Origin of the sequence: Chryseobacterium camelliae (assembly GCF_002770595.1) — a bacterium.
Lineage (GTDB): Bacteria > Bacteroidota > Bacteroidia > Flavobacteriales > Weeksellaceae > Chryseobacterium > Chryseobacterium camelliae.
In genome coordinates, this window is record NZ_CP022986.1 from 3,100,240 (window position 1) to 3,126,157 (window position 25,918).

Sequence of the window (25,918 nt, forward strand, 5' to 3'; positions counted from 1 at the left end):
TTAAATATATTTTTCTGCAAGCATCTTCAGGTATCTTTCGGGTGAGGTCTCTATAAAAAAAGTGTTTACTGCTTCCGTAAAGTCAACCTTATAAAAATCTCCCTCATCAGACTCAGTATAATCTGCCTCTGCACCGATATGTTCCTGTATAACATTTACAATTGATTTCAAGTCATAATAATAAGGATAGGCGAAATTAACGGTATCATTACTGATCTCTGAGCAACGGCTGCTGACAAACCATGGAATATCATCGATGTCCAGCAGGAGTCTCCTTGCCCTGCGGTGAAGATTAAACTTAGATTCAGCTTTAATCTGGCTTTTAAGGAAATTAAAAAGAGTATTCGGATTGCCTCCTTTACCCACGATATTCCCAATTCTTAAAATGATGTAGTTTTCTGCATTTTTCCTGATATAGTCTTCAAGCTTCAGCTTATGGATGATATACTGGCTGTCCTGTTTGGACTGGTCGTGAATGCTGAGGGTAGAAAAGTAAAATAACTTACTTTCTTTATTAGATTCGATACTTTTTTTAAGAAGCGAGAATTCCCTTTCAAATTCAGAGCTTCTGGTTTCCAGTGAATTCGAAACGCCTGAAGCAAAAAAGAGATGGGCTTCTGTGTCAATATGCTGTAATGAGGTGGCAATAAGTCCGTTTCCTATAATCATTTGTTGTGTGAGTTTGCTGTATGCATGAACCTTTTTATCAGGTTTCGTGCGATAAATATAGCGTAAGTTTTTTTTCTTTTTAATTTATGAAGAAAATAATTCTGTTCTTTCGAGATGGAAAATAAGAAAGATGTACGGTGGTACCTTCCGTAGGCAATGTCTTGATCGATGATATTTCTTCCGTTTTTTTCAAACTTTATCATTTTAGGATAATGCTGTGGAATCTCACCTTTAAGAAAATAAGTGCTAAGCTGTTTTCCTTTCAGTTTTAATTTGAAATTATAGAAATGTGCCATATCATTTGCTGAGATCATCAATATGCGGTAATCCTTTGATCTGTGCATAACGGTCATTGCAGCCTGGTAGGCAATGAGATAATCCAGCAGCCAGTCTTCTTTGATATTTTGCCTTCTTAAGGGATTATGCTTTATTTCAGGATAAAAGTTATGCGGATCCGGTGAGTAATAGCATTGTCTGAACTCCATATGCCAGTCATGGATCATTTTCCCGTTTTTGGGAGTGGCAATAAACCATGTCTCTAAAATAGGATATTCAAAGTCATTTGTAATGTGATCTGAGTAGAAACCTATCAGGTCGGCATTTGTCTGTGATTTTGAACGGTATAGCCAGTCCAGGTTTTCAGTGAGCATAATGCTGGCATCAATCCAGAATCCGCCAAAAGTATCCAATATGGTAAGCCTGGTAAGATCCGTAAAATTAACGAAGGAAATATCTTCCCGGACCGTCATTTCTATGTCCGGCAAAAACTTTTTAACGGATGCTCTGTTCAAAACATGGATTTCAAAATCAGGCAGGTATTTTTTCAGATTTCGCACACAGGCATTCACCAGAGGTGATTCTGTGGGATAGTCCCAGAATGACCAGATGATCTTAGGAATAGGTGCGGAATTCTGTGGTCCGTCTCCCCACAGGATTTCTTTATATTTTACCGGAGGCAGCATTGTTTTTCTTTAATGTGTTATAAAAATGTTAACTGTACTTTCAGTATCTTATTCTGTAGTAGATCTGTTTCAGCTTTTTGATCTGTTTATCCCAAAGAGACTCATTCTGTTCTCTTACCAGCCGGTCAAAATACTCCAGCCTCTGGGATATGATGCTTTTAAAGCCGTTTTTAACGAGGCTGTTATCAAATTTTTCAAGATGAGGCTTCAGCAGATGATCTTCTCCCTTCAAAATTTTATCAATGGTGACATTAGTGAAATGAATGAAGACAACTGGGAAAGTGCCGTTAATTTTCACCTCATCATTTTCCGGATCTTTTGTCCTCCTGCAAAAATCAATATTCCAGCCCGCAAGATTACAGCCCAGGTCTCTCACAATCTTTACTTTTTCAAAGTAAGCAGGAATAAGATTCAGGTAAACCTGATCATGATACAGTCCAACCTCAGGATTATTCCCGCAGAAAATATAACAGTTCTCCGCCCAGTATTCCAGTGCACTTTTACCATGTGCGCTAGCGCCAATGAATCCTGCATTGAATATTCCATGTCTGAATGTAGCATTGAACTCTGCCGGGTTTTCACCGGGTGTCAGAGGCCGCCAATGCGGAGTAAGGAGGATATGCGAAGCATCTAGATAATCAAATAAAAACTGATACGCATTAAAAAAATAGATATCAGCATCCGTAAAGATCACTTTTTCACTGAACTCAAGGCACTTTGATACCAGTACAGGTTTCAGGGCCCATCTCAGAACATTCAGGTTATCTTTATATTGATGAATGATTTCCTGCGAAAACTTTACACTGTCAAAATCATCCAGGGTTAATATCTTGATGTTTTTACCGATCGTCTTGGACGAATGGTCTTCTACAGAATGATCAACCACCGCAACATACAGGATGATATCACGGTCAAATTCTGCCAGGGAATCATACAGTGACAGTGCCCAGGAAAAGTAATTGTTGGTAATGATCGTACAAAAGGCTTTGGGATGCTTCATCTGTGTAAAATTTTTGTCCTTATCCGGTATTTCAGTAATTTATACCTGAAGTAGGCATAAGCATAAAAGAATGGCCTGGCTTTCCTGAACAGAAAAACAGGTGATACCGACTGTTTCCGGAGCTCATAATAGATCCAGAAGTGGTTTCTTTCATACCCCAGCTTTTCGTTAAGCTTTTGATAAATAAAAGAAAGTACATACAGGTATTCCTGGTATTTGGCATTTGTAGCAGACTTCAGGCTTCTGGTCGTTTTATCATGGAACCTGAAATGATTAAGCACATCGCTGCAGAAATAGATATTGCTCGTCAGTAAAATCATAGTCCAGAAAAGCCAGTCACCGGAGTAAAACATGGTCTTCATCCGGGAAAAATCAAAATCCTGCTTCCTGAAAATACAGGCACTGGCATTGGGAATGGTATTCCTGAACTTTAAAAAATTGCGTATTTCATCCTTTCCTTCATTGTAATGCGAAGAATACCACCTTTTTTCATCCAGGCTATCCGGCCAGAAGATATCATAAAAACGACCGTTTTCATCAACATTGTCCGATCTGCTGTACACCAGGCCTACATTTTCTTTTTCAAAGAATAAAGGCATCAGTCTCTCGAGGAAGCTGGTCTCAGCAAAATCATCACTTTCTGCAATCCATATATAGTCTCCTTTGGCGAGGCTGATTCCCTTTTCCCACTGTGCAAACGGACTTCCCGAGTTTTTTTCATTGATAACAATATGGGAAGTTTTGGGATGGGAAGCATACTCCTGCAGTATCATACTGCTGTGATCCGTAGAGCAGTCATCCAGAAGAATCACCTCAAAGTGATCATAGGCCTGCTCAAATACGCTTTTCAGTCTTTGAGGCAGGAACTTTTCATGATTGTAGTTGGGAATGATAACGGAAACTAACGGGTTCATCTTCTATGTTTGTCTTTTGAGGGAATTAAGGTTGTATTTTATGGATGAAATTGATCACACGATTAATTATTTTGTACTTTTTACTGCTGATGATCCTGTTATAGTAATTGTTTTCTCTTTCCAGGGCAGAGACTTTCCATATCAGATGAAAATAATCTCCGAAAGTACTGAAATAGGTTTTGCTATGCTTGTCCAGGATGTATTTCTTGGCCTGATCCATTTTTTCCGAATCGTTTTTGATGTTTTCATTTCTGGAAATATCTTTAATCCTGTAATAGAAAAGCGTCTGTTCCAGACGATGCACTTTCATATCCGGCTGAGAGAGATAGGAAATCCAGAATTCCCAGTCTTCCAGCCCATGGGTCATATTTTCATCATACCGTATATCATTCAGTTTTTCCCTGCTGAAAAGTGCTGAACAGAAAATCACATTATATTTTAATAAATTCTCAAAAGTATAATCCAATAAGACGAAAGGTTCATTTCTGGTTCCGAAATAGTCTGCATGGCAATAGACCAGATCATAGCCTTCCCGAAGTTTTTCTATGGCATAGGAAAGATAGTTTTCATTGATCTTGTCATCTCCGTCAAGCGGCAGAATCCATTTTCCTCTTACTTTATCCAGCCCGAAATTTCTTGCTGAGGCAACTCCTCCGTTTTCTTTTCTGTAGTAGGTAAACCTGGGATCATTTTCTACCCATTTTTTTGCAACTTCAGCAGTATGGTCCGGTGATCCGTCATCGATAATGAGGCACTCCCAGTCCTTAAAAATCTGGGATGCCACAGACTGCAAACACTCATCAAGGTATTGTGCCTGATTGTAGCATGGGACGATAATGGATACTGTAGGAACTGCCATTAATCTATATGTTTTATTTTCTTAATCTCTTCTAAAAAGGAAAATCCATTTTTAAGATCTGGCTCCAAAATATTGCCTTCAGCCCACTCGTTCCATGATTTCAGGATTAAAAAATTCTCTGTAGTATCTTCTTCTCTCAGAAAAAGAGCTGCTTTATCAATTTGTTTTCTGAAAACTTCAGGACTGTTATTAGATAAAATAACACCATTATATCCACTTCTTGGTGTATTGTCCCAATTGGACAGCACCATAGGATACGTATCAACTCCTGCATTGACAAATTTCATTTCATCCACAATAATACTGACATCCTGAATATTTACTTTCTTTTCAGGTTTTGGTTTTCCTTTTATTCCAAAAATTCTTTTTACTTTTTTTACGTAATATTCTGTGCTTGATATATATACTTTTGGATTCTCTATGTAGGGAATCCAGGCCTTTTGAAATGCATGAGAAATTTTCCCGTCATATCCCATCTGTTTGTAATCCAAATGATCAGGTTGTTTATTACTTGCTATGATGTAAAGATCATCAATTCCATTTTCTTTTGCTAAAGTTCTGAATTTTGAAATATAGTCTGGAGCCTTATCATTAAGGTCGGAAGGGTCATATATTACCAAAACAGGTTTTCCATCTACTTTTATATACCTGTTGTCTTTAAAAAAAGGTAAAAGATAATTAAAATGCGCCTCGAGGTCTTCCTGTGATGGATAAACCTGTTCAGCCAATATTTTTTTATCAAGACCATGCCATCTGCCCGACCAGGTTTCGTTGGCCCAGCAAAAACAGAACGGAAAGTCAGGTTTTCCTGATTCAAGGACTTCATTCGCGATACGCTCAAGAAGTTGTTTACCATTGCCAAACCAATAATGATAATATATAAATCCATACACTCCATAATCTCTGGCCATCTGTGCCTGTTGCTCTCTTACTTCCGGAACACGGAGATCATAATATCCAAGTTCACCCGGACAAAGAGGTTGTTCATGCCCATCGTAAAGAGGCTTTGCTTTTCCTACATTTGTCCACTCTGTAAATCCTTTTCCCCACCATTCATCATTTTCAGGAATAGGATGATATTGAGGAAGATAAAAGGCAAGAGGTTTTATTTTTTTCATAATACATTTATATTTTGAAAATCTACATATTTTTTACCTTTTCAAGAATTTGTAGATTGTTTCGACAATATTATGCCTGCGTGTGTTCAATAACTTATTTTCATTATTGAGATTATTTATTTCCTTTTCTATGATGCTCAATATGTTTAAAATATTTTGATAAAAAATTTTTTTAGCGTTTTTATCCTTTTCAAACGAATATAAATTGGTAAATAGCAATAGATCTGCCTTAGTCATATTTAGTTTACTGAGTGAGCTATAAACACCAACATTATGCCTGTAGACAGCCATAGGTTCATCTATATATCCTATTTTTCCATACTGTGTAAGTATAATATAGAGAAAATAATCTCCTATAGGACTCTCCTGAAATTCAATTGAATAAAGCTCTTCGCCAATTATGTTTTTAAACAAAACTGACGGAGCATGAATGTAATTTGCATTCATAACAAGGTCCTGACGCAATTCATAATTATCTGGCAACCTCGTAATAAAGTCAGATGTGATTGTCCCGTCTGTTTTTAAGATATTAACTTTATGAAAGCATAAAACGTAATCTTTATTTTTTTCTAAAAAATCAACCTGTTTCTGTAGTTTTAAGGTATCTGTCCAGTAATCATCGCCATCACACAAGGATATATACTCTCCGGTACACATCTCGAGGGTAGAAACAAAATTTTCTTTACCGGGAATTCCTGCTCCTCTTTTCTGTCTTAAATTCAGCTTGATTATGTGAGGGTATTCAGCGGCATAACGTTCCACAATTTCCCGGGTACCATCAGTAGATACATCATCGCCAATAACGATTTCAAAATCGAAGTCGGTTTCTTGCATAAGAATCCCATCAATGCATCTTTGAATGTAATTGATATGGTTATATGTGATAACGTGGCAGCTGACCTTTTTTCTTACCTCTACTCCCATATTGCGTATCCTATTCCGGTTTTTCCGAAGCCATTACCATTATAAAATAGAATCTTCTGGTTATTCACTTCAATAACAGACGGATAAGTTTGCATTGAAGAATCCCATCCTGAATCTGAAAACCCAATTCCGCTTGCCTGGTCATCCCGTAGCCAGTGAATTCCATCATTCGATTCCGCATAACCGATCCTATAACTTTCTTTACCGTCTCTATAATCAAACGATCCTCTATAGGTAAACCACATTTTGTATTTTCCGTCTTCTATAATTACTGTAGGCCTAGCTGTACACTGATATTTTTCAGCCGGGGGAATGCAGGTAATGTTAGGACGATTCCAATTAATACCATCATCAGAATATGCATATTTAATTTCATACAAGGGTTCAGGTTTCCCGTTATTTAACACAAATCCGGTACTGGAAGCATACCACATAATCCACTTATTCTCTTGTTTAATGACACAGGGAGAAGCTGTAAAAAAAGGCTCATCACGGCTGCGTTCAACAATCGCTCCCAAAAATGCTTTCTGGAAAGTTTCACCATTATCATAACTAATAGCTAATCCTATCGCATTTCTGTAAGGAACCAGAACACTGGCATTCCACCCAACGTAGTACATATAGATACATGTTTCCGATATTCGGACTACGGAGCAAGGCATAATTCCTCCATCATCAAATGTACCTAGCTCTCCGGGCTCTAAAATAGGTTGATCATGAATATATAAAATTTCTCCCGGATTGTCCGCAGATACATCTATATAAGTTGGTATACTTTTTCCATCAGAATTCCGGGGAGCATAATAAATCCTTATAGTATCTGCGTTAATCTGTAGTGCTGTCGGAACGCATGCATGAGAAATCATCCAATCATTATAATGATCAACATGGTGTATCTTTCCTTTCTTAATCCACATTACTAGCCATTTGTTTTATGAGAAATACTATCTATATCAATACTTTTTTCTTCTCTCATAGTAGACTTCGCTCCCAGCCATATGCTGAATTCCGGAGTATCTTTTGTAATAATCGCTCCCATACCAATTAAGGATGCTTTGCCAATGTTGGTTTCGTCTCGTATTGTTGCATTAACCCCGAAAAATGAATTTTCACCAATTTCACAGCATCCTGAAATAACAACCTGGGAAGTTATGAAAACATGATCATGAATATTTGTGTGATGCCCAATATGATTTCCACTCCATAAAATGCAATTGTTTCCTATAGTAACAAACGGCTGTATAGTGTTATCCTCAAAAATAAAACAATTTTCACCAATGGTGAGATCTGGCCATGTGCTTGCCTTACTGGAAACGTAACTTACACATGTATATCCTTTTCTTTTAGCTTCTTCAAATTTGGCTTTACGAAAGAAACTCATCTTTTTAAAGCTTATGGGTAAAAATAATTTATATTCGGAAGGTGGATAATGTTTTTCTATTTCATCAAATGAAATAACAGGCAAGCCTCTGAATTCATTATCAGATATATAGTCTTTGTCTAAAGTAAATGCTACCACTTGATGTGGAGAATCATGCGTAAAATAGAAATGAGCTAAACTCGCTAGCTGACTGGTTCCGAAAATTACAATTTTTTCCATAAATATTAATTTATAAATTCGTGTTTAGTTAATAAAAAATTTATTTCTTCCTGACTATTAAACATTAAGACATCCATAATTGAAAGGTAAGGAATGAATTGATTTTTAAATTGTTTATACTCCAAAGGTAAAGATTTAATGAAGTTTAATTGTATTCCTTCTTTTATAAAATCTTCTTTTTTATAAAGTTCTTGACCTCCTATAGCATTAATGTAATGAGAGCATTTCTCCTGCTTACAGATATCAAACAACCGTTTCTGCCTCTCTAAATTTCTATTGGAATAGGATTCTGATGAGATAATAAAATGGGTTTTCAGATTTAGATATTGTGAGACATTTTGTATACTATCTATAGCTAAGTCACTAATAGAATTGTGCTTGTAGTTTAGAACTTCTGCGATAAGCTCATATATTTTGCTGAAATAAGGGGCATTTTTATAGTTCTGTGATAACGTTTGCAGAAATTTTAATTTCCAGATTTCGTACAGCTTGTTATTGATTAGAGTATCTTTAATCAAAGTAAAAGAATTAGCTTTTGATAGCGGTACTGTAAATAGATATCCTCTTCCAGATACTAGGATTTTATTTCTGTTGATCCAGCCCTGCTTGATAAAATTTACATCATCATAAAAAACAAATTTATCAACAGCACTTATCATTTGAAAATATCCTATGTAAGGAAAAATGTATGGCTGCATAATGGCAATTTTCATACATTAGTTATTTTGAATTCTTAAAATGACTCTTGAAATATACTCAACTTCCTCAAATGTTAAATCATAATATAAAGGCAGACATAGTACTCTTTTTGAAATATCTTCCGTAATAGAAAGTTCTAATTTTGGCAGATAAGGCAAAGATGAAGCAAGGCTAGGGTAGAAGTATCTTCTTGTAAAAATCTGCTGCTTATCTAACTCTGTTTTAAGTTTAATTAATAATTCTTCACTTTCTGCTATAATAGGATAGTAAGCATAGTTCTCATGAGATTCTTTATGCCATACAGGTCTTGTTGCTTTTAATACATTCAATAATCTTTTGTCATAAAGCTCTGCAAGAGATTTTCTTTTATGATGAATTTTATCAATGTAAGGTAAGTTTGCTAATCCCATTGCCGCATGAAACTCGGAATTTTTTCCATTAATACCTAGATTTGAAAATGTATCAAAACTTGCAATCCCAAAATTTCTTACTGACGCTATTTTCTTTAAAAGGTCCGGATCTTTTGTAATCATGAGCCCTCCTTCAATAGAGTGATAGAGCTTTGTGGCATGTAACGAACAGGTAGAAATATCTCCGTAACTGAAAATAGATTTTCCATTAACATTTACTCCAAAGGCATGTGCTGCATCATAAATAACTTTAAGATTATGTTTTCTAGCAATATGGTCGATAGCTTCAACATCACATGGATTTCCATACACATGGGTGGCTAAAATAGCTGTTGTATTTTCAGTAATAGCTTCTTCGATTTTAGCAGGATCAATGTTCAAAGATTTCGGATCAATATCTACGAACACAGGTGTACACCCTTCCCAAAAAATACAACTTGTAGTAGCTACAAAGGAGAAGGGTGTCGTAATAACTTCGCCTTTTATATCTAAAGCTTTTAAAGCCATCTGTATGGCAACAGTTCCATTGGTCACGAAAAGCAAATGATTAACTTTTAAACGATCTTTCAGTTCCATTTCCAGCTGACTTGCTAGAGGCCCCATATTGGTAAGCCAGTTTCTTTTCCAGATGCCTTCTAGATATTTTTGATACTCTTCCTGAGGAGGAAGGAAGGGTTTTGTTACAGGTATCATTACTTATGAATATTTATACTATTTATAAGTCTGCCATTTTTTCTTACAAAGGCTATTTCGATTAGCCACAAAACAGGTGTATTCGGGAATGGTCTGTTAAGATCAGTGATATCGTACATTTTATATCCACACTCATCCATAAGCTTTACAACTTGTGATACTGTATTTTCATATAAATCATTACATACAGCTGCTTCAACCATAAAAACTTCTGTTTTATTATAAAAATCAGAAGCACCTTTTATAACATCTAAATCCAAACCTTCTGCATCAATTTTAATCAGATCTGGAATAGGATAATCATTTTCTTTTATAATCGTATTAAGTGTTTTAATAGGTACTTCGATCTGCTGAAATCCCATTTTTTTTGCTTCTTCTTCAGAATAGATGAAAGAACAGCTATCATCTCGCTCAACAATTGTAAATTTTAAAATATCGTTTTTATTACCAACTCCTACGGGTAGGTAAGAAACTTTTTCATTTAATAAATCCTTAAAATATGGGCTGAGTCTCTCCTGAGGTTCAATCATTACGATGTTTGAATCAGGGAAATGCTGTAAGAATTCTCTAGTCCATGTTCCTGTATTAGCGCCAATGTCAACTATAAAAGACGGATAAAAATTAGCTTTTTTTAAATTATTATAAAAAGTATCTAATAAGTCTTCTTTGGTTTCAATAGTTGTTGTTTTGGGAGCAGTTCTTTTCTCAAAGGTAGAGTTTTTTATGATTTTGTAACCCATCTTTTTTGCTAGGTTACTAATAATTGTTTTCATTATTTGTAAGTTTTGAATTAATTAAGATTGAAGTCCAGATTTGATCAGTATTCGATATAACAATATTAATAACACGATGTTCTTTATAAAGTATATCGGTTTTCGGGGTTTTACTGAAATTAATAGTAATAGAATATATACCCTTTGAAAAATTGAAATTTTTAATATCAAAAAGGAATTTCCGTTTTTCACCTTTTAAAAAAGTGGTTGTAATGTTTTGATTATCAGGGAATATTTCGGCAATACCACGTTGTTCTTTATCATATACAGCAAACGAAATATACGGAATTTTTTCAAGATTTATATTTTCCACTTCAATTTCCAATGTAAAGTCAGAATTCCACTCAAGTGGGTAAAGAGTATCCCGTTTTTCGATATTTAAAATGCACGAATTAATAAGTTTCAAATCTCCAGAATCAAAAACAATTTCACTGTTATCATTAGTTTTAAACATGTCATAATACAGATCAATTCCTTTTCCGACTTCTTTACCTTGAAATATAGCACTTCCATGATCCATCAGTATAATTTCATTACAAATTCTGGAAACCATCGGCATACTGTGCGAAACAAAAATTAAGGCGGTATTGGGAAGCAATTCGTCAATTTTTTTAAAACATTTTAAAACAAACCCTAGGTCACCAACTGCCAGAACCTCATCAATAATTAAGATGTCGGGCTCAAGATGTGCGGCGATGGCAAATCCAAGCCTCACTTTCATGCCTGAAGAATAATTTTGAACCGGCATGTCGATGAATTGTTCGATTTCAGAAAATTCAATGATGGAATCCATCTTCTCTTCAACATCTTTCTTGGTGAAGCCTAGAATGGAGGCATTATTATAGATGTTTTCCCTGCCTGTCAGAATGGGATTAAATCCGGCCCCTAACTCAATAAGTGCACCGATTTTTCCTTTCATAACGATCTGTCCTTTATCAGGAGCGTATAAACCATTCAGAATCTTCAGCAGCGTGCTTTTACCTGCGCCATTGTGCCCTATCAATCCTATGCATTCTCCTCTTCTGAGTGTAAAGCTGATATCTTTTACAGCCCAGAATTCTTTAGGACGGAGATCCTTTTTTATAGCAATCCCAAATGTACTTTTGATAATATCCAGAGCACCGTATTTCAATGAAGATTTCATATCCATAGAAAATTTCTTGGATACATTCTGTACAGATACCAATATTTCTTTTTCCTGGTTTTCCATATTAGCCAGCTATTTTTTCAATGATGATCGGCATGGATTTTCTGAAAATAACCAGCCCTGTTAACATGATGACAAAACTAACCGCCGTTGTAACGGTCAAATATAATGCATGATCAAGCGGTAAGTTGATCAGGCTGTTTCTGGCATCATTAAACATATAAGTTAACGGATTAAATTCAAACAGCTTCTTAAATAAACCCTGCCTCGGAACAGCATATACCACCGGAGTAATATACATGATGAAGGATGTTGCCGTTGTCAGAAGCTTGCCGATGTCGGTGTATATCAGTCCGATAGGAGCAAGTATCAGTCCTATGCTGAATGAAAACAGAATAATTATACACAGCACAAATGGGAAAAATAAGATAACCTCTCCGGGTTTTATACCGTAAAGCAGCAGAATAAATGCAACAAGAATCATTTTAAGCACGAGGTTGAAAAGCATTTTATACAGTCCTGATATTAAAAGTGCTTCCTTGGGAAAGTTGATTTTGGAAAGGATGGCTCTTGCACCATTAACAGAAGTAAGCGGTGTCATAAGAGTCTCGGTAAAGATACTCCATAAGGTGGTGCCAATAATAACAAATGCAATATAGGGAATGCTGCTCTCTGCATTGACGTTTACAGTGCCTGAGCTGTTTAGGAAGATCCATACAAGAGAATTCGTGATAATGGGAGCAAAGGCCCAGAAAAAGCCTAAATAGGATTGTCTGTATTGAGACTGCAGATCCCTTTTCGCCATCTGGTACGCCAAAAAATTTGATGATCTTATATTATGGTAAATAGCTTTGAGTTCCTGAAAAAAATGAGTCTTTTTATCAGAAGTATATACGGTGGTTTTCAAAATAAATTTTTAAAGTTAAACGAATAACAGGCTTCTCTGAAAATCCATGATATGCTCCCAAAGCATATCATAGACAATCTACAGCAGACAAATAGCATTGTTGCCGTAAGGTTTCCAATTACTTATTTACCAGCTGCTTCAGGTATTCCCCATACCCGCTTTTGCCATATTTTCTGGCCGTTTCAAGCAGCTTTTCTTCGTTGATAAATTTATTCCTGAAAGCAATTTCCTCAATGCATCCGATCTTGAATCCCTGCCTTTTCTCAATGACCCGTACAAATTCCGAAGCATCGTTCAAAGAGTCAAAGGTCCCTGTATCCAGCCATGCAGTTCCTCTGTCCAGGACACCTACCTCAAGTTTACCCTTATTAAGATATACGTTGTTAACATCGGTAATTTCCAGCTCGCCTCTGGCTGAAGGCTGAATGTTTTTGGCAATGTTCACCACTTCATTATCGTAGAAATAGAGCCCGGGTACCGCATAGTTTGATTTTGGAGTAGCAGGCTTCTCTTCGATGGAAACTGCCTTAAGATCTGCATCAAACTCAACGACCCCATACCGCTCAGGATCTGAAACATGATAGGCAAAAACAACACCTCCATCAGGATTAGTCTTGTTTTTAAGTAGTGTGCCCATCTCTGACCCATAAAAGATATTGTCACCCAGGACAAGAGCCGCAGCGTCATTCCCGATAAACTGTTCTCCGAGGATAAAGGCCTGTGCCAATCCGTCCGGACTGGGCTGAACGACATATTCTATATTGCACCCGATCTGTGAGCCGTCACCCAGCAGCTTTACAAAGCCGTCCTGGTCATGTGGTGTCGTAATAATCAGAATATCCCTGATGCCTGCCAGCAATAAAGTGGAAAGCGGATAGTAGATCATCGGCTTATCATAGACAGGCATCAACTGCTTACTTACGGCTATGGTAAGAGGGTAAAGTCGGGTTCCGGAACCTCCGGCTAAAATTATACCTTTCATCTTTGTGTATTTATTTAATGGTATTGGTTTTCATAATATTTCTGGTAGTCACCATTCGTTACATGCTCCAGCCACTCTTTGTTTTCCAAATACCAGTCGATGGTTTTTCCCAGTCCCTGTTCAAAAGTTACAGACGGCTTCCATCCCAGGTCTTTATTCAGTTTGCTGGCATCGATTGCATAACGCTTATCGTGTCCCGGCCTGTCCTTTACAAAAGTGATCAGCTTTTCCGAATAGCCTTCCGGCCTGTTCAGCTTTGCATCCATCTGTTTAATAAGTTCCTTAACAAGATCAATATTCTGCCATTCATTAAAGCCACCGATATTATAGGTCTCCCCTGTTTTGGCTTCGTTAAAAATCTGCTGGATCGCTCTGGCATGATCAATAACGAACAGCCAGTCTCTCGTATATTTGCCGTCACCATAAATAGGTAAGGGCCTTTCATTGATGATATTGGAGATGCAGAGCGGGATCAGCTTTTCAGGAAAGTGGTTGGGCCCGTAATTATTGGAACAGTTGGAAACGATAAAAGGCATTCCGTAGGTATTGCCATAGGCTCTTACCAAATGATCCGAGGCTGCTTTTGACGCAGAATAAGGGGATTGTGGGTCATATGCCGTCGTTTCCAAAAAGAAACCGGTTTCTCCCAGGCTTCCGTAAACTTCATCCGTGGAAATGTGATAAAAAAGATTGTCCCTTTTTTCATCAGGAAATCTTCCGTGGGTATGATCGGGGTTCAGCGTCCAGAACTCTTTGCAGAGATTCAGAAGGTTTGCTGTTCCGTTTACATTGGTATTGATAAATGCCATGGGATCCGTTATGCTCCGGTCGACATGGCTTTCTGCAGCCAGGTGAACCACTGCGTCAGGATTATATTTTTCAAATACAGCTCTTAATTCTTCAGGCTTTGTAATATCCGCCTTTTCAAAAACATAATTAGGTTCATTTTCGATATCCTTCAGGTTCTCCAGATTGCCCGCATAAGTAAGGGCATCAAGATTAATAATTTTGATATCAGGATTCCTCTTTACAAACTCTCTTACGACATGGGATCCAATAAATCCCGCACCTCCGGTTATAATAATATTTTTCATCTGATTAATTTACAATCGTTTTTCTGCCTATACTTTTATAATAAAATCCATTCTGCGCAGGAATATCCAGAGGGTACATATTCCTTCCGTCGAATATTGCTTTGTTGTTCATTCTTTTAGCCATCAGTTCAAAGTTAGGGTTTTTAAATTCAGGCCATTCCGTAGCGATCAAAAGGGCATCTGCACCGTCCAGTGCTTCATACATGTTTTTAGCATACTGAATTTTGTCACCCAGGATTTTACGGACATTATTTTCAGCGATGGCATCATAAGCTATAATGTTCGCGCCTTTTTCCAGTAATAATCTGATGTTGTCTAATGAAGATGCTTCACGGATGTCATCCGTATTCGCTTTGAAGGCCAGTCCCCATACAGCGATGGTTTTCCCTTCAATATTTCCTCCGAAATAGTTTTCAATTTCAGAAACAAGGATTACTTTCTGATGAGAATTGACCTGTTCGGTCGCTTTCAGGATCTGGAATTCGAAATGATCCTGTTTCCCTGAATTGATCAGTGCTTTGACATCTTTAGGGAAGCAGCTTCCTCCGTATCCGATTCCCGGGAACAGAAAACGGTGCCCGATCCGGTCATCACTTCCCATTCCCAACCTTACTTTATCTACATCAGCGCCAACTTTTTCACAGTAATTGGCAATTTCATTCATGAAAGTGATTTTCACGGCCAGAAATGAATTTGCTGCATATTTGGTGAGTTCGGAAGATTTTTCATCCATAAAGATAATCGGAATTCCGGTATTGGTAAAGGGCTGGTATATTGTTGCCATAATATTCTTGGCCTTCTCTGAACTGGCACCTACCACAACCCGTGATGGGTTCATGGAATCCTCTACAGCAAATCCTTCCCTTAAAAACTCAGGATTGGAAACCACATCGAAAGGAATGTCGGTTTTTGAGGCAATAACTTCTCTTACCCGGTCAGCTGTTCCTACCGGAACGGTGCTTTTATTCACAATGACTTTATAATCCGTCATCATTTCACCGATGTTATGGGCCACTTGAATGACATAGGAGAGATCTGCAGAACCGTCTTCCCCGGGAGGAGTCGGCAATGCCAGATATACTACTTCACTTTTATCAAGGGCTTCCTTTAAATCTGTTGTAAAGAATAACCTTTCGGCCTGAATATTTCTCAGGAACATTTCTTCGAGGTTCGGCTCATAAATAGGAACAATGCCGTTTTTCATATCCTCTACTTTCTTTTCATCAATATCAACACAGTATACTGAATTGCCAAGCTCGGCAAGGGTAGTCCCGGTGACTAACCCTACATAACCTGTTCCTACAATCGTTATATTCAAAATGTATTGGTTTTTAAAAATTCAGTGACAAAAGTAATAAAAATACTTTCATGCGCCTTGACATTGAATAAACAAAACCCAACTTATTGATCTGATAATAAGATATTTTGCTTTTTTATAAAAAATACGTATATTTGCATTGGATTTACGGAAAAACATGGGAAGGCCTTCGGAAGAAAGCCTTTTTTCGTACAGTAAATTTATGATTATAATACCATATGGAGTTTAGACAAAGAATTGAAGAATTATTAAACGAATTCCTGGAAAACAGAAAAGATCTATTTCTTATTGATCTTAAAATTTCTGCCGGGGACGATATTACCGTGATTCTGGATGGTGACAATGGCGTTTCCCTTCAGGATTGTCTTGATGCGAGCAGGGCTATAGAATTTAATATGGATCGTGAGGAGCATGATTTCAGCCTGCAGGTAATGTCGGCGGGGTTAAGCGAGCCTTTGGCAACGCCACGACAGTTTCAGAAGAACATAGGAAGGGAAATTGAGGTTATACTGAATGACTCTTCTAAAGTTGAAGGAGAATTGGCCAGGGTGGATGATGAAAAGATTACCCTTATCCTGCGGTACAGGAAACCTAAAGAGATCGGTAAGGGAAAAGTGGATGTGGAGGAAGAACAAGAAATTCCTTACACTGAAATAAAAAAGTCATTAGTAATAATTAAATTTTAAAAAGAAAAAAAATAAATGGATAATATAGCGTTGATTGAATCCTTTGGTGATTTCAAAGACGAAAAGGGGATCAGTAAGATTGATCTTATGGCGATTATTGAAGATTCACTGAAAACTCTTTTAAGAAAAAGATTTGACTCAGATGATCACTTTGATGTTATTGTAAATCCTGATAAAGGAGATTTCCAGATTTTCCTTAATAAAACTATTGTGGAAGATGAAATGTCTGAAGATGATGACCTTGAAATCGAAATCTCCGAAGCTAAGAAAATAGACCCTACATTTGAAGTTGGGGAAGATTTTACCATGGAGATTCCTGTTGCCCAGCTGGGGAGAAGGAATATCCTTACACTAAAGCAGATTCTGGCTACAAAACTCCAGGAGCATAATAATGCCATGCTTTATGAACAGTTTAAGGACAGGATTGGCGAGATTGTTGTTGGTGAAATCCATCATATCCGTCATAAGCATGTCATCCTGCTTGATGACGAAGGAAATGAGTTCATCCTGCCTAAAGAAAATCAGATTCCTTCCGATTTCTTTAAGAAAGGAGAGAACATCAGAGCTATTGTAGAAACTGTAGACTTCAAAGGCTCCAAGCCACAGATTATTATTTCAAGGACGGCACCTAAGTTCCTGGAAAAACTTCTGGAGCTTGAAATCCCGGAAATCCAGGACGGGACCATCATGCTTAAAAAAGTGGTAAGGATTCCGGGCGAAAAAGCAAAAATTGCCGTGGATGCTTATGATGACAGGATTGATCCTGTAGGAGCCTGTGTGGGAGTGAAGGGGTCAAGAATCCATGGTGTAGTAAGAGAGTTGAGAAATGAAAATATTGATGTCATCCAGTGGTCTAAAAATCCTGAAATCCTTGTAAAAAGAGCTTTAGGGAATGTGACCATCAATAAAATTGACATCAGCGATAACGGAAATTATGCCCTGGTTTATACGCCAGTGGAGGAAATTTCTAAAGTGATTGGAAAACAGGGACAGAATATCAGACTTGCTTCTTGGTTGACAGGTTATGAGATTGATGTGCACAGGGAGTCCAGTGAAGATGATGATGTTGAATTGAAAGAATTCAATGATGACATTGAAGAATGGGTATTGGAAGAGTTCAGAAAAGTAGGTCTTACTACTGCTAAGTCTGTATTGGATAAAGATACCGAAAGCCTGCTGAATATGGTAGATCTTGAAGAGGAAACGATTGAAGATGTGAAACGCATTCTTAGGGAAGAATTTGAAGATTAAGATTTTAAATAAATTTTAATAATTAGTAAAAAGGAAATACTTTAATTTTAAGGATTAAAAAACAGTAAAATAATAGATGCCAAAAATTAGATTAAATAAAGCGGTTAAGGAATTCAATATTTCGATGTCCAGATTAGTAGAATTTTTACAGTCCAGGGGCTTCGTGGTTGAAAGCAATCCTAACGCTCAATTAGAAGAAGCGGCATATTCTGCATTGGAGGCTGAGTTTGCCAAGGATGGCGAGCAACGTAAAGCATCCCATGAGGTGGTTATTACCAAAGTTCCGGAAGAGAAGCTGGAAATTGAGGAAAAGAAGACCCCTGAAGTAATAAGAGCTAAAGCTAATATAAAACCGGAAACAAAGGTTCTCGGAAAGATAGACCTTGATCCTAAAAAGCCTGAGGCTGAAGAGGCTCCGGCACCATCACCAGCTCCCGCTTCTGAAGCGGAAGAGAAAAAAGAAGCTGAACCTGTTTCTGAAAACAAACCGGCTCCTGAAAAGCAGGAGTTTAAAGTCTTGGATAAAATAGATCTTTCCCAGATCGAATCCAGAAACAGACCCGTTAAAAAAGATAAGCCGAAAGTGGAAGAAAAGAAAGCTGAGGAAAAACCGGCTGAACAACCTGTAAAGGAAACCCCGAAGCCGGAACCTGTTCAGGCTCCTGTAGAAATTAAACCGGAACAACCTGCTGCGACAGAGCCTGAATCTCAGGAGCCTCAGAAGATTGAGACGGTATATCAGAAGCTTGATGGTCCAAAGATCGTAGGAGAAAAAATCGATTTAAGTCAGTTTGCTGATAAGTCGAAAGGGGCAGGAGCTAAAAAGAAAAGAAAAAGAATTGAAAAGCCAGGCTCTAACCAGCCCAATACAGGCAATAACCAGGGTGGTAATAACAACCAGGGCAACCGTCCACAAGGTCAGGGAGGAAACAACAGGCCTCAGGGACAGAATAGCGGGCCTGGTAACCGTCCTCAGGGACAGGGAGGCCCAGGCGGAGGAAACCGTTTCGGGAACAACCAGGGTAACCGTCCGCCAGGTCAGGGGGGAGGCTTCAAGAAAGGAGGCCAGAACAACCGTCCGGGCCAAAGGGTAATGCCTGTTGAGCTTACAGATGAGCAGGTTAAAAACCAGATCAAAGAAACCCTTGAAAAACTGACTAATAAAGGAGGTAAATCCAAATCTTCCAAACACAGAAAAGACAAAAGGACTTTCCGTAGGGAGCAGGATGAGCGTCAGCAGGAGCTGGAGGCTCAGGACAGGACATTGAAGGTTACGGAATTCATTACCGTAGGCGAATTGGCCAGTCTGATGAATGTTTCCCCTACTGAGGTGATTTCTGCATGCTTCTCATTAGGAGTAATGGTTACCATGAACCAAAGGCTTGAAGCAGATACTTTACTGCTTGTCGCTGACGAATTCGGATATAAAATTGAATTCTCTGATGCGGACCTTGAAGATGCTGAAACAGAAGAAATCATAGACAGTGAAGAAGACCTTGTATCAAGAGCACCGATCGTAACGGTAATGGGACACGTTGACCACGGTAAAACCTCTTTATTGGATTACATCAGGAAAACCAATGTAATTGCGGGTGAGTCCGGAGGAATTACCCAGCACATCGGAGCGTACAACGTAAAGCTTGAAAACGGACAAAGAATTACATTCCTTGATACACCGGGTCACGAAGCGTTTACCGCGATGAGGGCAAGGGGAGCACAGATCACCGATATTGCGATTATCGTAATTGCAGCGGATGATGATGTGATGCCTCAGACTAAAGAGGCTATTTCGCACGCTCAGGCAGCGGGTGTACCGATGATCATTGCATTGAATAAGGTTGATAAGCCAGGTGCTAATCCGGATAATGTCCGTCAGCAGCTTTCTGGAATGAATATTTTAGTGGAAGAATGGGGAGGAAATGTACAGTCCCAGGAAATTTCTGCTAAATTCGGGAACAATATCGACATGCTGTTAGAAAAAGTTTTGCTTCAGGCGGAATTACTGGAGCTGAAAGCCAATCCGGACAGAAATGCTCAGGGTGTGGTGATTGAAGCTTCATTAGATAAAGGAAGAGGGTATGTTTCGACTATGTTGGTGCAATCAGGTACTTTAAGGGTAGGTGATTATGTATTGGCAGGGAAGAACCATGGTAAAGTTAAAGCGATGCTGGATGAAAGAGGCAAAAATCTTTCAGAGGCCGGCCCATCTATTCCGGTTACTATCTTAGGTCTTGACGGAGCTCCGACTGCCGGTGACAAGTTCAAGGTATATGAAGATGAAAGTGAAGCCAAATCGATTGCCAATAAAAGGGAACAGCTTCAGCGTGAACTTTCGATCAGGACTAAAAAGCATACCACCCTTGAGGAATTGGGTAGAAGGATTGCTCTCGGTGACTTCAAAGAACTTAATATCATCCTTAAAGGTGACGTTGACGGTTCCGTAGAAGCGTTATCTGACCAGTTGCAGAGACTTTCCACTGCTGAAATCAATGTTAATATCCTGCATAAAGGTGTTGGTCCTATCACGGAATCGGATGTCAATCTTGCGGCTGCTTCAGATGCTATTATCATCGGGTTCAACGTAAGAGCCGGAGGTAACGCCAGAGAACTTGCAGACAGGGAAGAAATTGAGATCAGAACGTATTCTGTCATCTATGCTGCTATTGAGGAAGTGAAAGAAGCCATGGAAGGAATGCTTTCCCCTGAAATTAAAGAACAGGTAATCGGTAATGTAGAGATCAGAGAAGTATTTAAAATCTCTAAGGTAGGAACCATTGCCGGATGTATGGTTCTTTCAGGAAAAGTAGCCAGAAACTCTAAGGTTAGGGTCCTACGTGACGGTATTGTGAAATTTGACGGAGAATTGGAAAGCCTGAAGCGTTTCAAAGATGATGTTAAAGAAGTAACAAAAGGTTATGAATGTGGTCTGAACCTGAAAGGTTATAATGACATTGAAGTAGGAGATATCCTGGAAGTGTATGAAGAGGTTGCTGTTAAGAAGAAATTAAAATAGTAATATCGTAATAAATACATAAAAAAACTGCCTAGAATAAGGCAGTTTTTTTTATTTCTTAAAGTCAAAATAATTTGTAATGGTTCTAAATAGTAATTTTTATAATTATTTTTTTTTCTTAAATAAAATTTAGCATGTGTTTTTTTGATAAAAAAAGAGATAATAATGAATTTTTTTTTGATTATTCTATTATTTCAGTCAGTGCTGATTTTGAGTAAAATAGATATTTTTTTAATTCTTAACATTCTAAAACTTGTTAGTGTTAAAATTTATTAACATATTTGCCCATTAAATATATTAAAATTTGTTAATATGAATGTTAAACTAAGTGTATTGAGTGCTGGAGTATTGTTCTTTGTAGGACAGGCGGCTTTTGCACAAACAACTAAGAGAAATAGAGATACTGCTACTACAGAAAAGCAGATCGAAGAGGTTGTAGTTCTCGGATATAGCAAAAAAAGTACTAAAGCTAAATCTACTGCAGCATCAGTTACTGTAGATTCTAAAGCTCTTGAAAATCGTCCTAACATTTCTTTTATAAATTCTTTACAAGGAAATGCTCCGGGGATAAGCATCAATTCAACTTCAGGATCTCCAGGATCTGGAAAGATTAATGTAATGGTTCGAGGTATGTCTTCCATTAACGCATCTACGGATCCTTTATATGTTATTGACGGATTAATTACTTCTGCTACACAGTTTAGAAACTTAAATACTGAAGATATTGAAAGTATAAGTGTCTTAAAAGATGCACAAGCTACATCAATCTATGGAAACAGAGGGGCTAATGGTGTTGTGGTAATCAATACAAAGAATGCTAGATTTAATAGTGGATTAAAGGTAACATATGATGTGCTTACCTCTTTCTCTGTATTGCCTAAGACAAAATATAATGTATTAGGTTCTACGGATCTCTTAAACTTACAAAATGAGTATGGAGTAGGTGAAGGAGCTGGATTAACACCTGAACAAATAGCAGCATATCCCAACACAGACTGGAATAAACAATTCTTCCGTACAGGAATGCTGCAGCAGCATACCTTAGGAATCACTTCAGGAGGTAAGAATATTAACAATTATACCTCTATTGGTTATTTAGATAGTGAAGGTACATTCAGATCGACAGATTTTAAACGATTTACACTTAGAAACAATTTAAGTGGCAAATCAGACGATGGTAAATTGACATTTGGAATGCAATTGGCTGTGGGCTATTCAAAACGTAATCAGTTAGATCAGGAGACTAATTCAAATATTCAAAATAACACTGTTCAAAATCCACTCTTTGGTTCTCTATTGACACCAAGTTATTTAGAACCGTATCCATTTGTGAACGGACAAGATATGTTCAACCAACTTGGAGGAAGTGGGGTGAATTATCCGGGATGGATATTGGCCGACATTATCAGAGGAGGTGTTAGAAACCAATTTACTGAAACTTCAATTCTTGCTAACGCCAATGTAAATTATAAAATTACAGATTGGTTATCAGTAGGTAACAGGACAGGTATGGATTACAGAGAATCTGATAGGGATATTGCGCGTGATCCTACCGGATACTTAGCTCTTGTGGCCAGAGCTTCTGGTGCACAGTATGGTGGTTTTGAGCAAATGACCAATACTAAGGATTTAACGGTTAACTCTGTAACGAATATTACATTAGATAAAAAATTTGGTGATCACTCACTTACTGTTGCAGGATATTTAGACTATGTTAAAGCACACTACTTATTCAAAAGTAATACCCAGAACGGACTAGATCCATTTAACTGGGCATTCGGAGCAGGAACAGGTTATATCCCATTTAACCCTTCAACACCTTCATTATATTTGCCAAGTGTTTCGGCTGGTAAGATCAACGCAGGTACTTTAGCTTATGTAGGTACAGTTGATTATGATTATGCCGGAAAATACGGGATCAGTGGAACGGTAAGAAGAGATGGATCATATAGATTCCCTAAAGAAAATCGTTGGGAAACGTTTTGGTCAGTTGGAGGTCGCTGGAATATTGATAAAGAAGATTTCCTTGCAGGATCAAGTGTAAAACTTCTGAAGCTTAGAGGTTCTTACGGTACTACAGGAAACCAGAACTTAATTCAGCCGGCCAATAATGGAAACCCATTATTTACCGGGACTAATGTATATACTGACTTAATATCAAGTGGTACAGGATATATGAACACGGTAGGTTATGCTGCAGTAATCGGTAATCCAAATGTTAAATGGGAAAAAGTTACACAAGCAAATATTGGACTTGACTTTGGTTTATTCAATAATTTTGTAGAAGGTACATTTGACGTTTACAAAAAAACTACTGATCGACTGTTCAACTCTATTACACTATCTGCTGCAACTGGACAGTATAGCATTAACGGTAATAATGGAGAGCTTGAAAATAAAGGTGTGGAAGGATCATTACGTTTTAATATTCTGAAGAATAAAGATTATAACGTTTCTATTTTTGCTAACGGTGCTTACAATAAAAACAAAATTTTATCCTTTGAAGGAGCTGATCTTTCAGGAGACAATGTAGAGGCTCCAGGTGGCCCAATTGGACAATGGAACCTGTATCATTATGTAGGAGTAAATGCCCAGACCGGTGAGCAGCAGTTCTTAGATGCTAACGGGAATATTACTGAAGCACCTACAGCAAATGATAAGGTATTAACCGGTAAATCATATGTTCCGAAATTCACTGGAGGATTTGGTGTAAATGCTGATTATAAAGGATGGTTTGCAGATGTATTATTCAGTTATCAGGCAGGAGGATATCAATATGATAACATCTATTCATATCTGATGGATCCTAGTGCTTTAGGTCAAGGGATGAATTTCGCAGGAGATATTCTTAACTCATGGACACCGAATAATACAAATACAAATATTCCTTCTATACAAGCTAATAATATTGGCTTAGAAGGATCATCTGACAGATTCCTTTTCAAAACAGATTATATCCGTTTAAAAAATGTAACTTTTGGATATAACTTTAACAAAGATTTATTAAGAGGTTTACCTATTACTTCGCTTAAAGTATTTGTTCAGGGTGAAAACTTAGCTACATGGACAGAATGGAAAGGCTACGATCCGGAGCCAATTATACCATATTCTCAAGGTGTATATCCAAACCCAAGAGTTGTTTCAGTAGGACTTAACGTACAATTTTAATAATCAATAGAAATGAAAAAAATAGTTTTAAATATATCATTAATCGGCTCGTTATTATTATCTCTGGGTACTTTGCAGAGTTGTAATGATGCACTTGATATTAATCCACAGCCAGGACAGGTTGAAGATGACGGTACTCCGTTTTCGACTACGGACGCATTATACAACTACTTAATGGGGAACGTTTATGGAAGCATGGAACCAGGAACAGCAATTTATCTTTCTGCTGTAATTACAGACGAGGTAAAACCGGGCTCTGGAAGTGGGGGACAGGAGTTTGACCTACACCGTTTCTTTCTGAACTCTCAAAATACACAGGCCACAGATATTTGGCAAAATAATTATGCGGTAATCAATCATGTTAACCGTCTTATCAGAGGTGCTGCAGGAGTTGTTCCAACCAGTGCTGCAGATGCAACAAGATTATCCAATATTATTGCCCAGGCTAGAGCATTAAGAGCTTTCTCATACATTCAGTTGGAGTCTTTATATTCTGAAGATATGGCAGATCCAAATGCTTTAGGTGTTATTTTGCTTAAGGATGTACCGGATCTTAATGCTAAGCTTCCAAGGGTCAAAAATTCAGATGTTTACAGTTTTATTGAAGAAGATTTAACTTTTGCTAGAAATACCTTAACTACGGAAGGTACAAACCAGTATTTTGTTGGTAAAAGTGCTGTTAATGCAATGGCCGCCAGATACTTCTTATATAAAAGAGATTATGCTCAGGCTAAAACGTATGCAGAAGCTGTTGTAAATGCTTCCGCAGCCGGAGGTTTTGGTTTAACTGCTGCAACTCCTATTACCAGCAGCCAAAGTGGTACTACAATTGGTGGTAGCACGTGGAACAGTTTCTTTTATGGGCAAACAACAGCAACAGTAGGTACTTCGTTTAATCCATACCGTCAAATGTGGGTAGATCAGAACAGAGGAGAATCTATTTTTTCTTTAGGCCGTATTGCAGCTACTGGAAATGGTGTCGCTGTAGGAACTTACTGGAATACGAATAGTTCCAGCCTTACAGGTTCACCAATGTGGTTCTGGGGACGTAATTTATATAACTTGTTTGTAGATAATTTCGGAAGTACTACACCAGGTGTAAATATGGGAGAAAAAGGTGACATCAGATACCTGACCAATAGGGACCCTACCACTGCTCCTAATGCAAATTATGCTAGTTTATATCCGAATAATTTACAACAGACCAGAACATCGGACAGGCTTGTTATTGATAAATATCCTGGAAAAGCAGGTACAAATACAAGAAATGATTTAAAGTTATTCAGGCTTTCTGAAATGTATTTCATATTAGCTGAATGTGCGATTAATAATAGCCAGCTCACTACTGCAGCAGGATATATTAAGAGTGTAAGAGATGCTAGAAACTTCAGAGCACCTGTGGCATTACCTGTATATACTAATGCACAAGCTGCTTGGGCTGATGTTTTAAAAGAAAGACGTATTGAATTAGCTTTAGAAGGGCACAGATACATTGATTTAAAGCGTTTAGCTAACAAGGCAGGTGTTACAATGGATAGAAATAATACTGATGATATTGTAATGACTTCCAATCTACCTAACGGGGATTACAGATATACATTACCTATTCCATTATCGGAAATTTCTGCTAACCCTAATGTTAAGCAAAATACAGGTTATTAATCAAAAAATAACACACAATAAAACCCTGCTCCTGGCAGGGTTTTTTATTCCCCATTATTTCTTACTTTT

General features: G+C 37.7%; 22 protein-coding genes. 5 read left to right on the forward strand and 17 right to left on the reverse strand.

All coding sequences use genetic code 11. From position 1 onward, the window contains the following. The 17 genes from CGB83_RS14335 to CGB83_RS14415 all read right to left on the reverse strand — a co-directional run bounded on the left by CGB83_RS14335 (position 1) and on the right by CGB83_RS14415 (position 16,069). A complete protein-coding gene (locus tag CGB83_RS14335) occupies positions 1 to 669 on the reverse strand; it encodes a Rossmann-fold NAD(P)-binding domain-containing protein (protein ID WP_100076420.1) in 669 nt (222 codons plus the stop codon). Next, positions 666 to 1,631, reverse strand: a complete 966-nt coding sequence (locus CGB83_RS14340) for a capsular polysaccharide synthesis protein (protein WP_100076421.1) — start codon at positions 1,629 to 1,631, stop codon at positions 666 to 668. The genes CGB83_RS14335 and CGB83_RS14340 overlap by 4 nt, the downstream gene beginning before the upstream one ends. 40 nt (positions 1,632 to 1,671) lie before the next feature. Beyond that, entirely contained in the window at positions 1,672 to 2,631 is a 960-nt protein-coding gene (locus CGB83_RS14345) for a glycosyltransferase family protein (protein ID WP_100076422.1), read from the reverse strand. Continuing rightward, complete coding sequence (locus tag CGB83_RS14350) at positions 2,628 to 3,545, reverse strand: glycosyltransferase family A protein (protein ID WP_100076423.1); 918 nt, start codon at positions 3,543 to 3,545, stop codon at positions 2,628 to 2,630. The genes CGB83_RS14345 and CGB83_RS14350 overlap by 4 nt, the downstream gene beginning before the upstream one ends. A gap of 25 nt (positions 3,546 to 3,570) precedes the next feature. Continuing rightward, a complete protein-coding gene (locus tag CGB83_RS14355) occupies positions 3,571 to 4,404 on the reverse strand; it encodes a glycosyltransferase family 2 protein (protein WP_100076424.1) in 834 nt (277 codons plus the stop codon). Then, a complete protein-coding gene (locus CGB83_RS14360; RefSeq protein WP_100076425.1) occupies positions 4,404 to 5,522 on the reverse strand; it encodes a glycosyltransferase WbsX family protein in 1,119 nt (372 codons plus the stop codon). The genes CGB83_RS14355 and CGB83_RS14360 overlap by 1 nt, the downstream gene beginning before the upstream one ends. Before the next feature lie 33 nt (positions 5,523 to 5,555). Next, on the reverse strand, positions 5,556 to 6,446 hold the full coding sequence (locus CGB83_RS14365; protein WP_100076426.1) for a glycosyltransferase: 891 nt from the start codon (positions 6,444 to 6,446) through the stop codon (positions 5,556 to 5,558). Then, entirely contained in the window at positions 6,437 to 7,363 is a 927-nt protein-coding gene (locus CGB83_RS14370; RefSeq protein ID WP_185117389.1) for a glycoside hydrolase family protein, read from the reverse strand. Before CGB83_RS14370 ends, CGB83_RS14365 begins: the two co-directional genes overlap by 10 nt. Before the next feature lie 2 nt (positions 7,364 to 7,365). Next, positions 7,366 to 8,046 carry an acetyltransferase gene (locus tag CGB83_RS14375; protein ID WP_100076427.1) on the reverse strand — a complete coding sequence of 227 codons (681 nt, stop codon included), beginning with the start codon at positions 8,044 to 8,046 and terminating at the stop codon, positions 7,366 to 7,368. 5 nt (positions 8,047 to 8,051) lie between these two features. Then, on the reverse strand, positions 8,052 to 8,759 hold the full coding sequence (locus CGB83_RS14380) for a WbqC family protein (RefSeq protein WP_100076428.1): 708 nt from the start codon (positions 8,757 to 8,759) through the stop codon (positions 8,052 to 8,054). A gap of 3 nt (positions 8,760 to 8,762) precedes the next feature. Beyond that, positions 8,763 to 9,848 (reverse strand): DegT/DnrJ/EryC1/StrS family aminotransferase, encoded by a 1,086-nt coding sequence (locus tag CGB83_RS14385; RefSeq protein WP_100076429.1) that lies wholly within the window; start codon positions 9,846 to 9,848, stop codon positions 8,763 to 8,765. After that, positions 9,848 to 10,621: an FkbM family methyltransferase gene (locus CGB83_RS14390; RefSeq protein ID WP_100076430.1), complete on the reverse strand. Its 774-nt coding sequence runs from the start codon at positions 10,619 to 10,621 to the stop codon at positions 9,848 to 9,850. The genes CGB83_RS14385 and CGB83_RS14390 overlap by 1 nt, the downstream gene beginning before the upstream one ends. Continuing rightward, positions 10,605 to 11,831: an ABC transporter ATP-binding protein gene (locus CGB83_RS14395; RefSeq protein WP_100076431.1), complete on the reverse strand. Its 1,227-nt coding sequence runs from the start codon at positions 11,829 to 11,831 to the stop codon at positions 10,605 to 10,607. Before CGB83_RS14395 ends, CGB83_RS14390 begins: the two co-directional genes overlap by 17 nt. Position 11,832: 1 nt before the next feature. Continuing rightward, the gene (locus CGB83_RS14400) at positions 11,833 to 12,573 is read right to left on the reverse strand and encodes an ABC transporter permease (protein WP_157761431.1); all 741 of its coding nucleotides are present in this window, start codon (positions 12,571 to 12,573) and stop codon (positions 11,833 to 11,835) included. Positions 12,574 to 12,793: 220 nt separating this feature from the next. After that, the gene (rfbA, locus tag CGB83_RS14405; RefSeq protein ID WP_100076433.1) at positions 12,794 to 13,657 is read right to left on the reverse strand and encodes a glucose-1-phosphate thymidylyltransferase RfbA; all 864 of its coding nucleotides are present in this window, start codon (positions 13,655 to 13,657) and stop codon (positions 12,794 to 12,796) included. A gap of 14 nt (positions 13,658 to 13,671) precedes the next feature. Then, positions 13,672 to 14,751 carry a dTDP-glucose 4,6-dehydratase gene (gene rfbB, locus CGB83_RS14410; protein ID WP_100076434.1) on the reverse strand — a complete coding sequence of 360 codons (1,080 nt, stop codon included), beginning with the start codon at positions 14,749 to 14,751 and terminating at the stop codon, positions 13,672 to 13,674. A 4-nt stretch (positions 14,752 to 14,755) separates the two neighbouring features. Beyond that, positions 14,756 to 16,069, reverse strand: a complete 1,314-nt coding sequence (locus CGB83_RS14415) for a UDP-glucose dehydrogenase family protein (protein ID WP_100076435.1) — start codon at positions 16,067 to 16,069, stop codon at positions 14,756 to 14,758. 218 nt (positions 16,070 to 16,287) lie between these two features. On the opposite strand from CGB83_RS14415, the gene rimP reads away from it, so the two are divergent. From rimP to CGB83_RS14440, 5 genes are all read left to right on the forward strand, one after another. After that, positions 16,288 to 16,755, forward strand: a complete 468-nt coding sequence (gene rimP / locus CGB83_RS14420; protein WP_100076436.1) for a ribosome assembly cofactor RimP — start codon at positions 16,288 to 16,290, stop codon at positions 16,753 to 16,755. A 15-nt stretch (positions 16,756 to 16,770) separates the two neighbouring features. Beyond that, positions 16,771 to 18,006, forward strand: coding sequence for a transcription termination factor NusA (gene nusA / locus CGB83_RS14425; RefSeq protein WP_100076437.1), 1,236 nt, complete (start codon positions 16,771 to 16,773; stop codon positions 18,004 to 18,006). A gap of 76 nt (positions 18,007 to 18,082) precedes the next feature. Then, positions 18,083 to 21,019: a translation initiation factor IF-2 gene (infB, locus tag CGB83_RS14430; RefSeq protein ID WP_100076438.1), complete on the forward strand. Its 2,937-nt coding sequence runs from the start codon at positions 18,083 to 18,085 to the stop codon at positions 21,017 to 21,019. 312 nt (positions 21,020 to 21,331) lie between these two features. Further along, complete coding sequence (locus tag CGB83_RS14435) at positions 21,332 to 24,187, forward strand: SusC/RagA family TonB-linked outer membrane protein (protein WP_100076439.1); 2,856 nt, start codon at positions 21,332 to 21,334, stop codon at positions 24,185 to 24,187. Between the two features lie 12 nt (positions 24,188 to 24,199). Continuing rightward, positions 24,200 to 25,849, forward strand: a complete 1,650-nt coding sequence (locus CGB83_RS14440; protein ID WP_100076440.1) for a RagB/SusD family nutrient uptake outer membrane protein — start codon at positions 24,200 to 24,202, stop codon at positions 25,847 to 25,849. Positions 25,850 to 25,918: the final 69 nt, after the last annotated feature.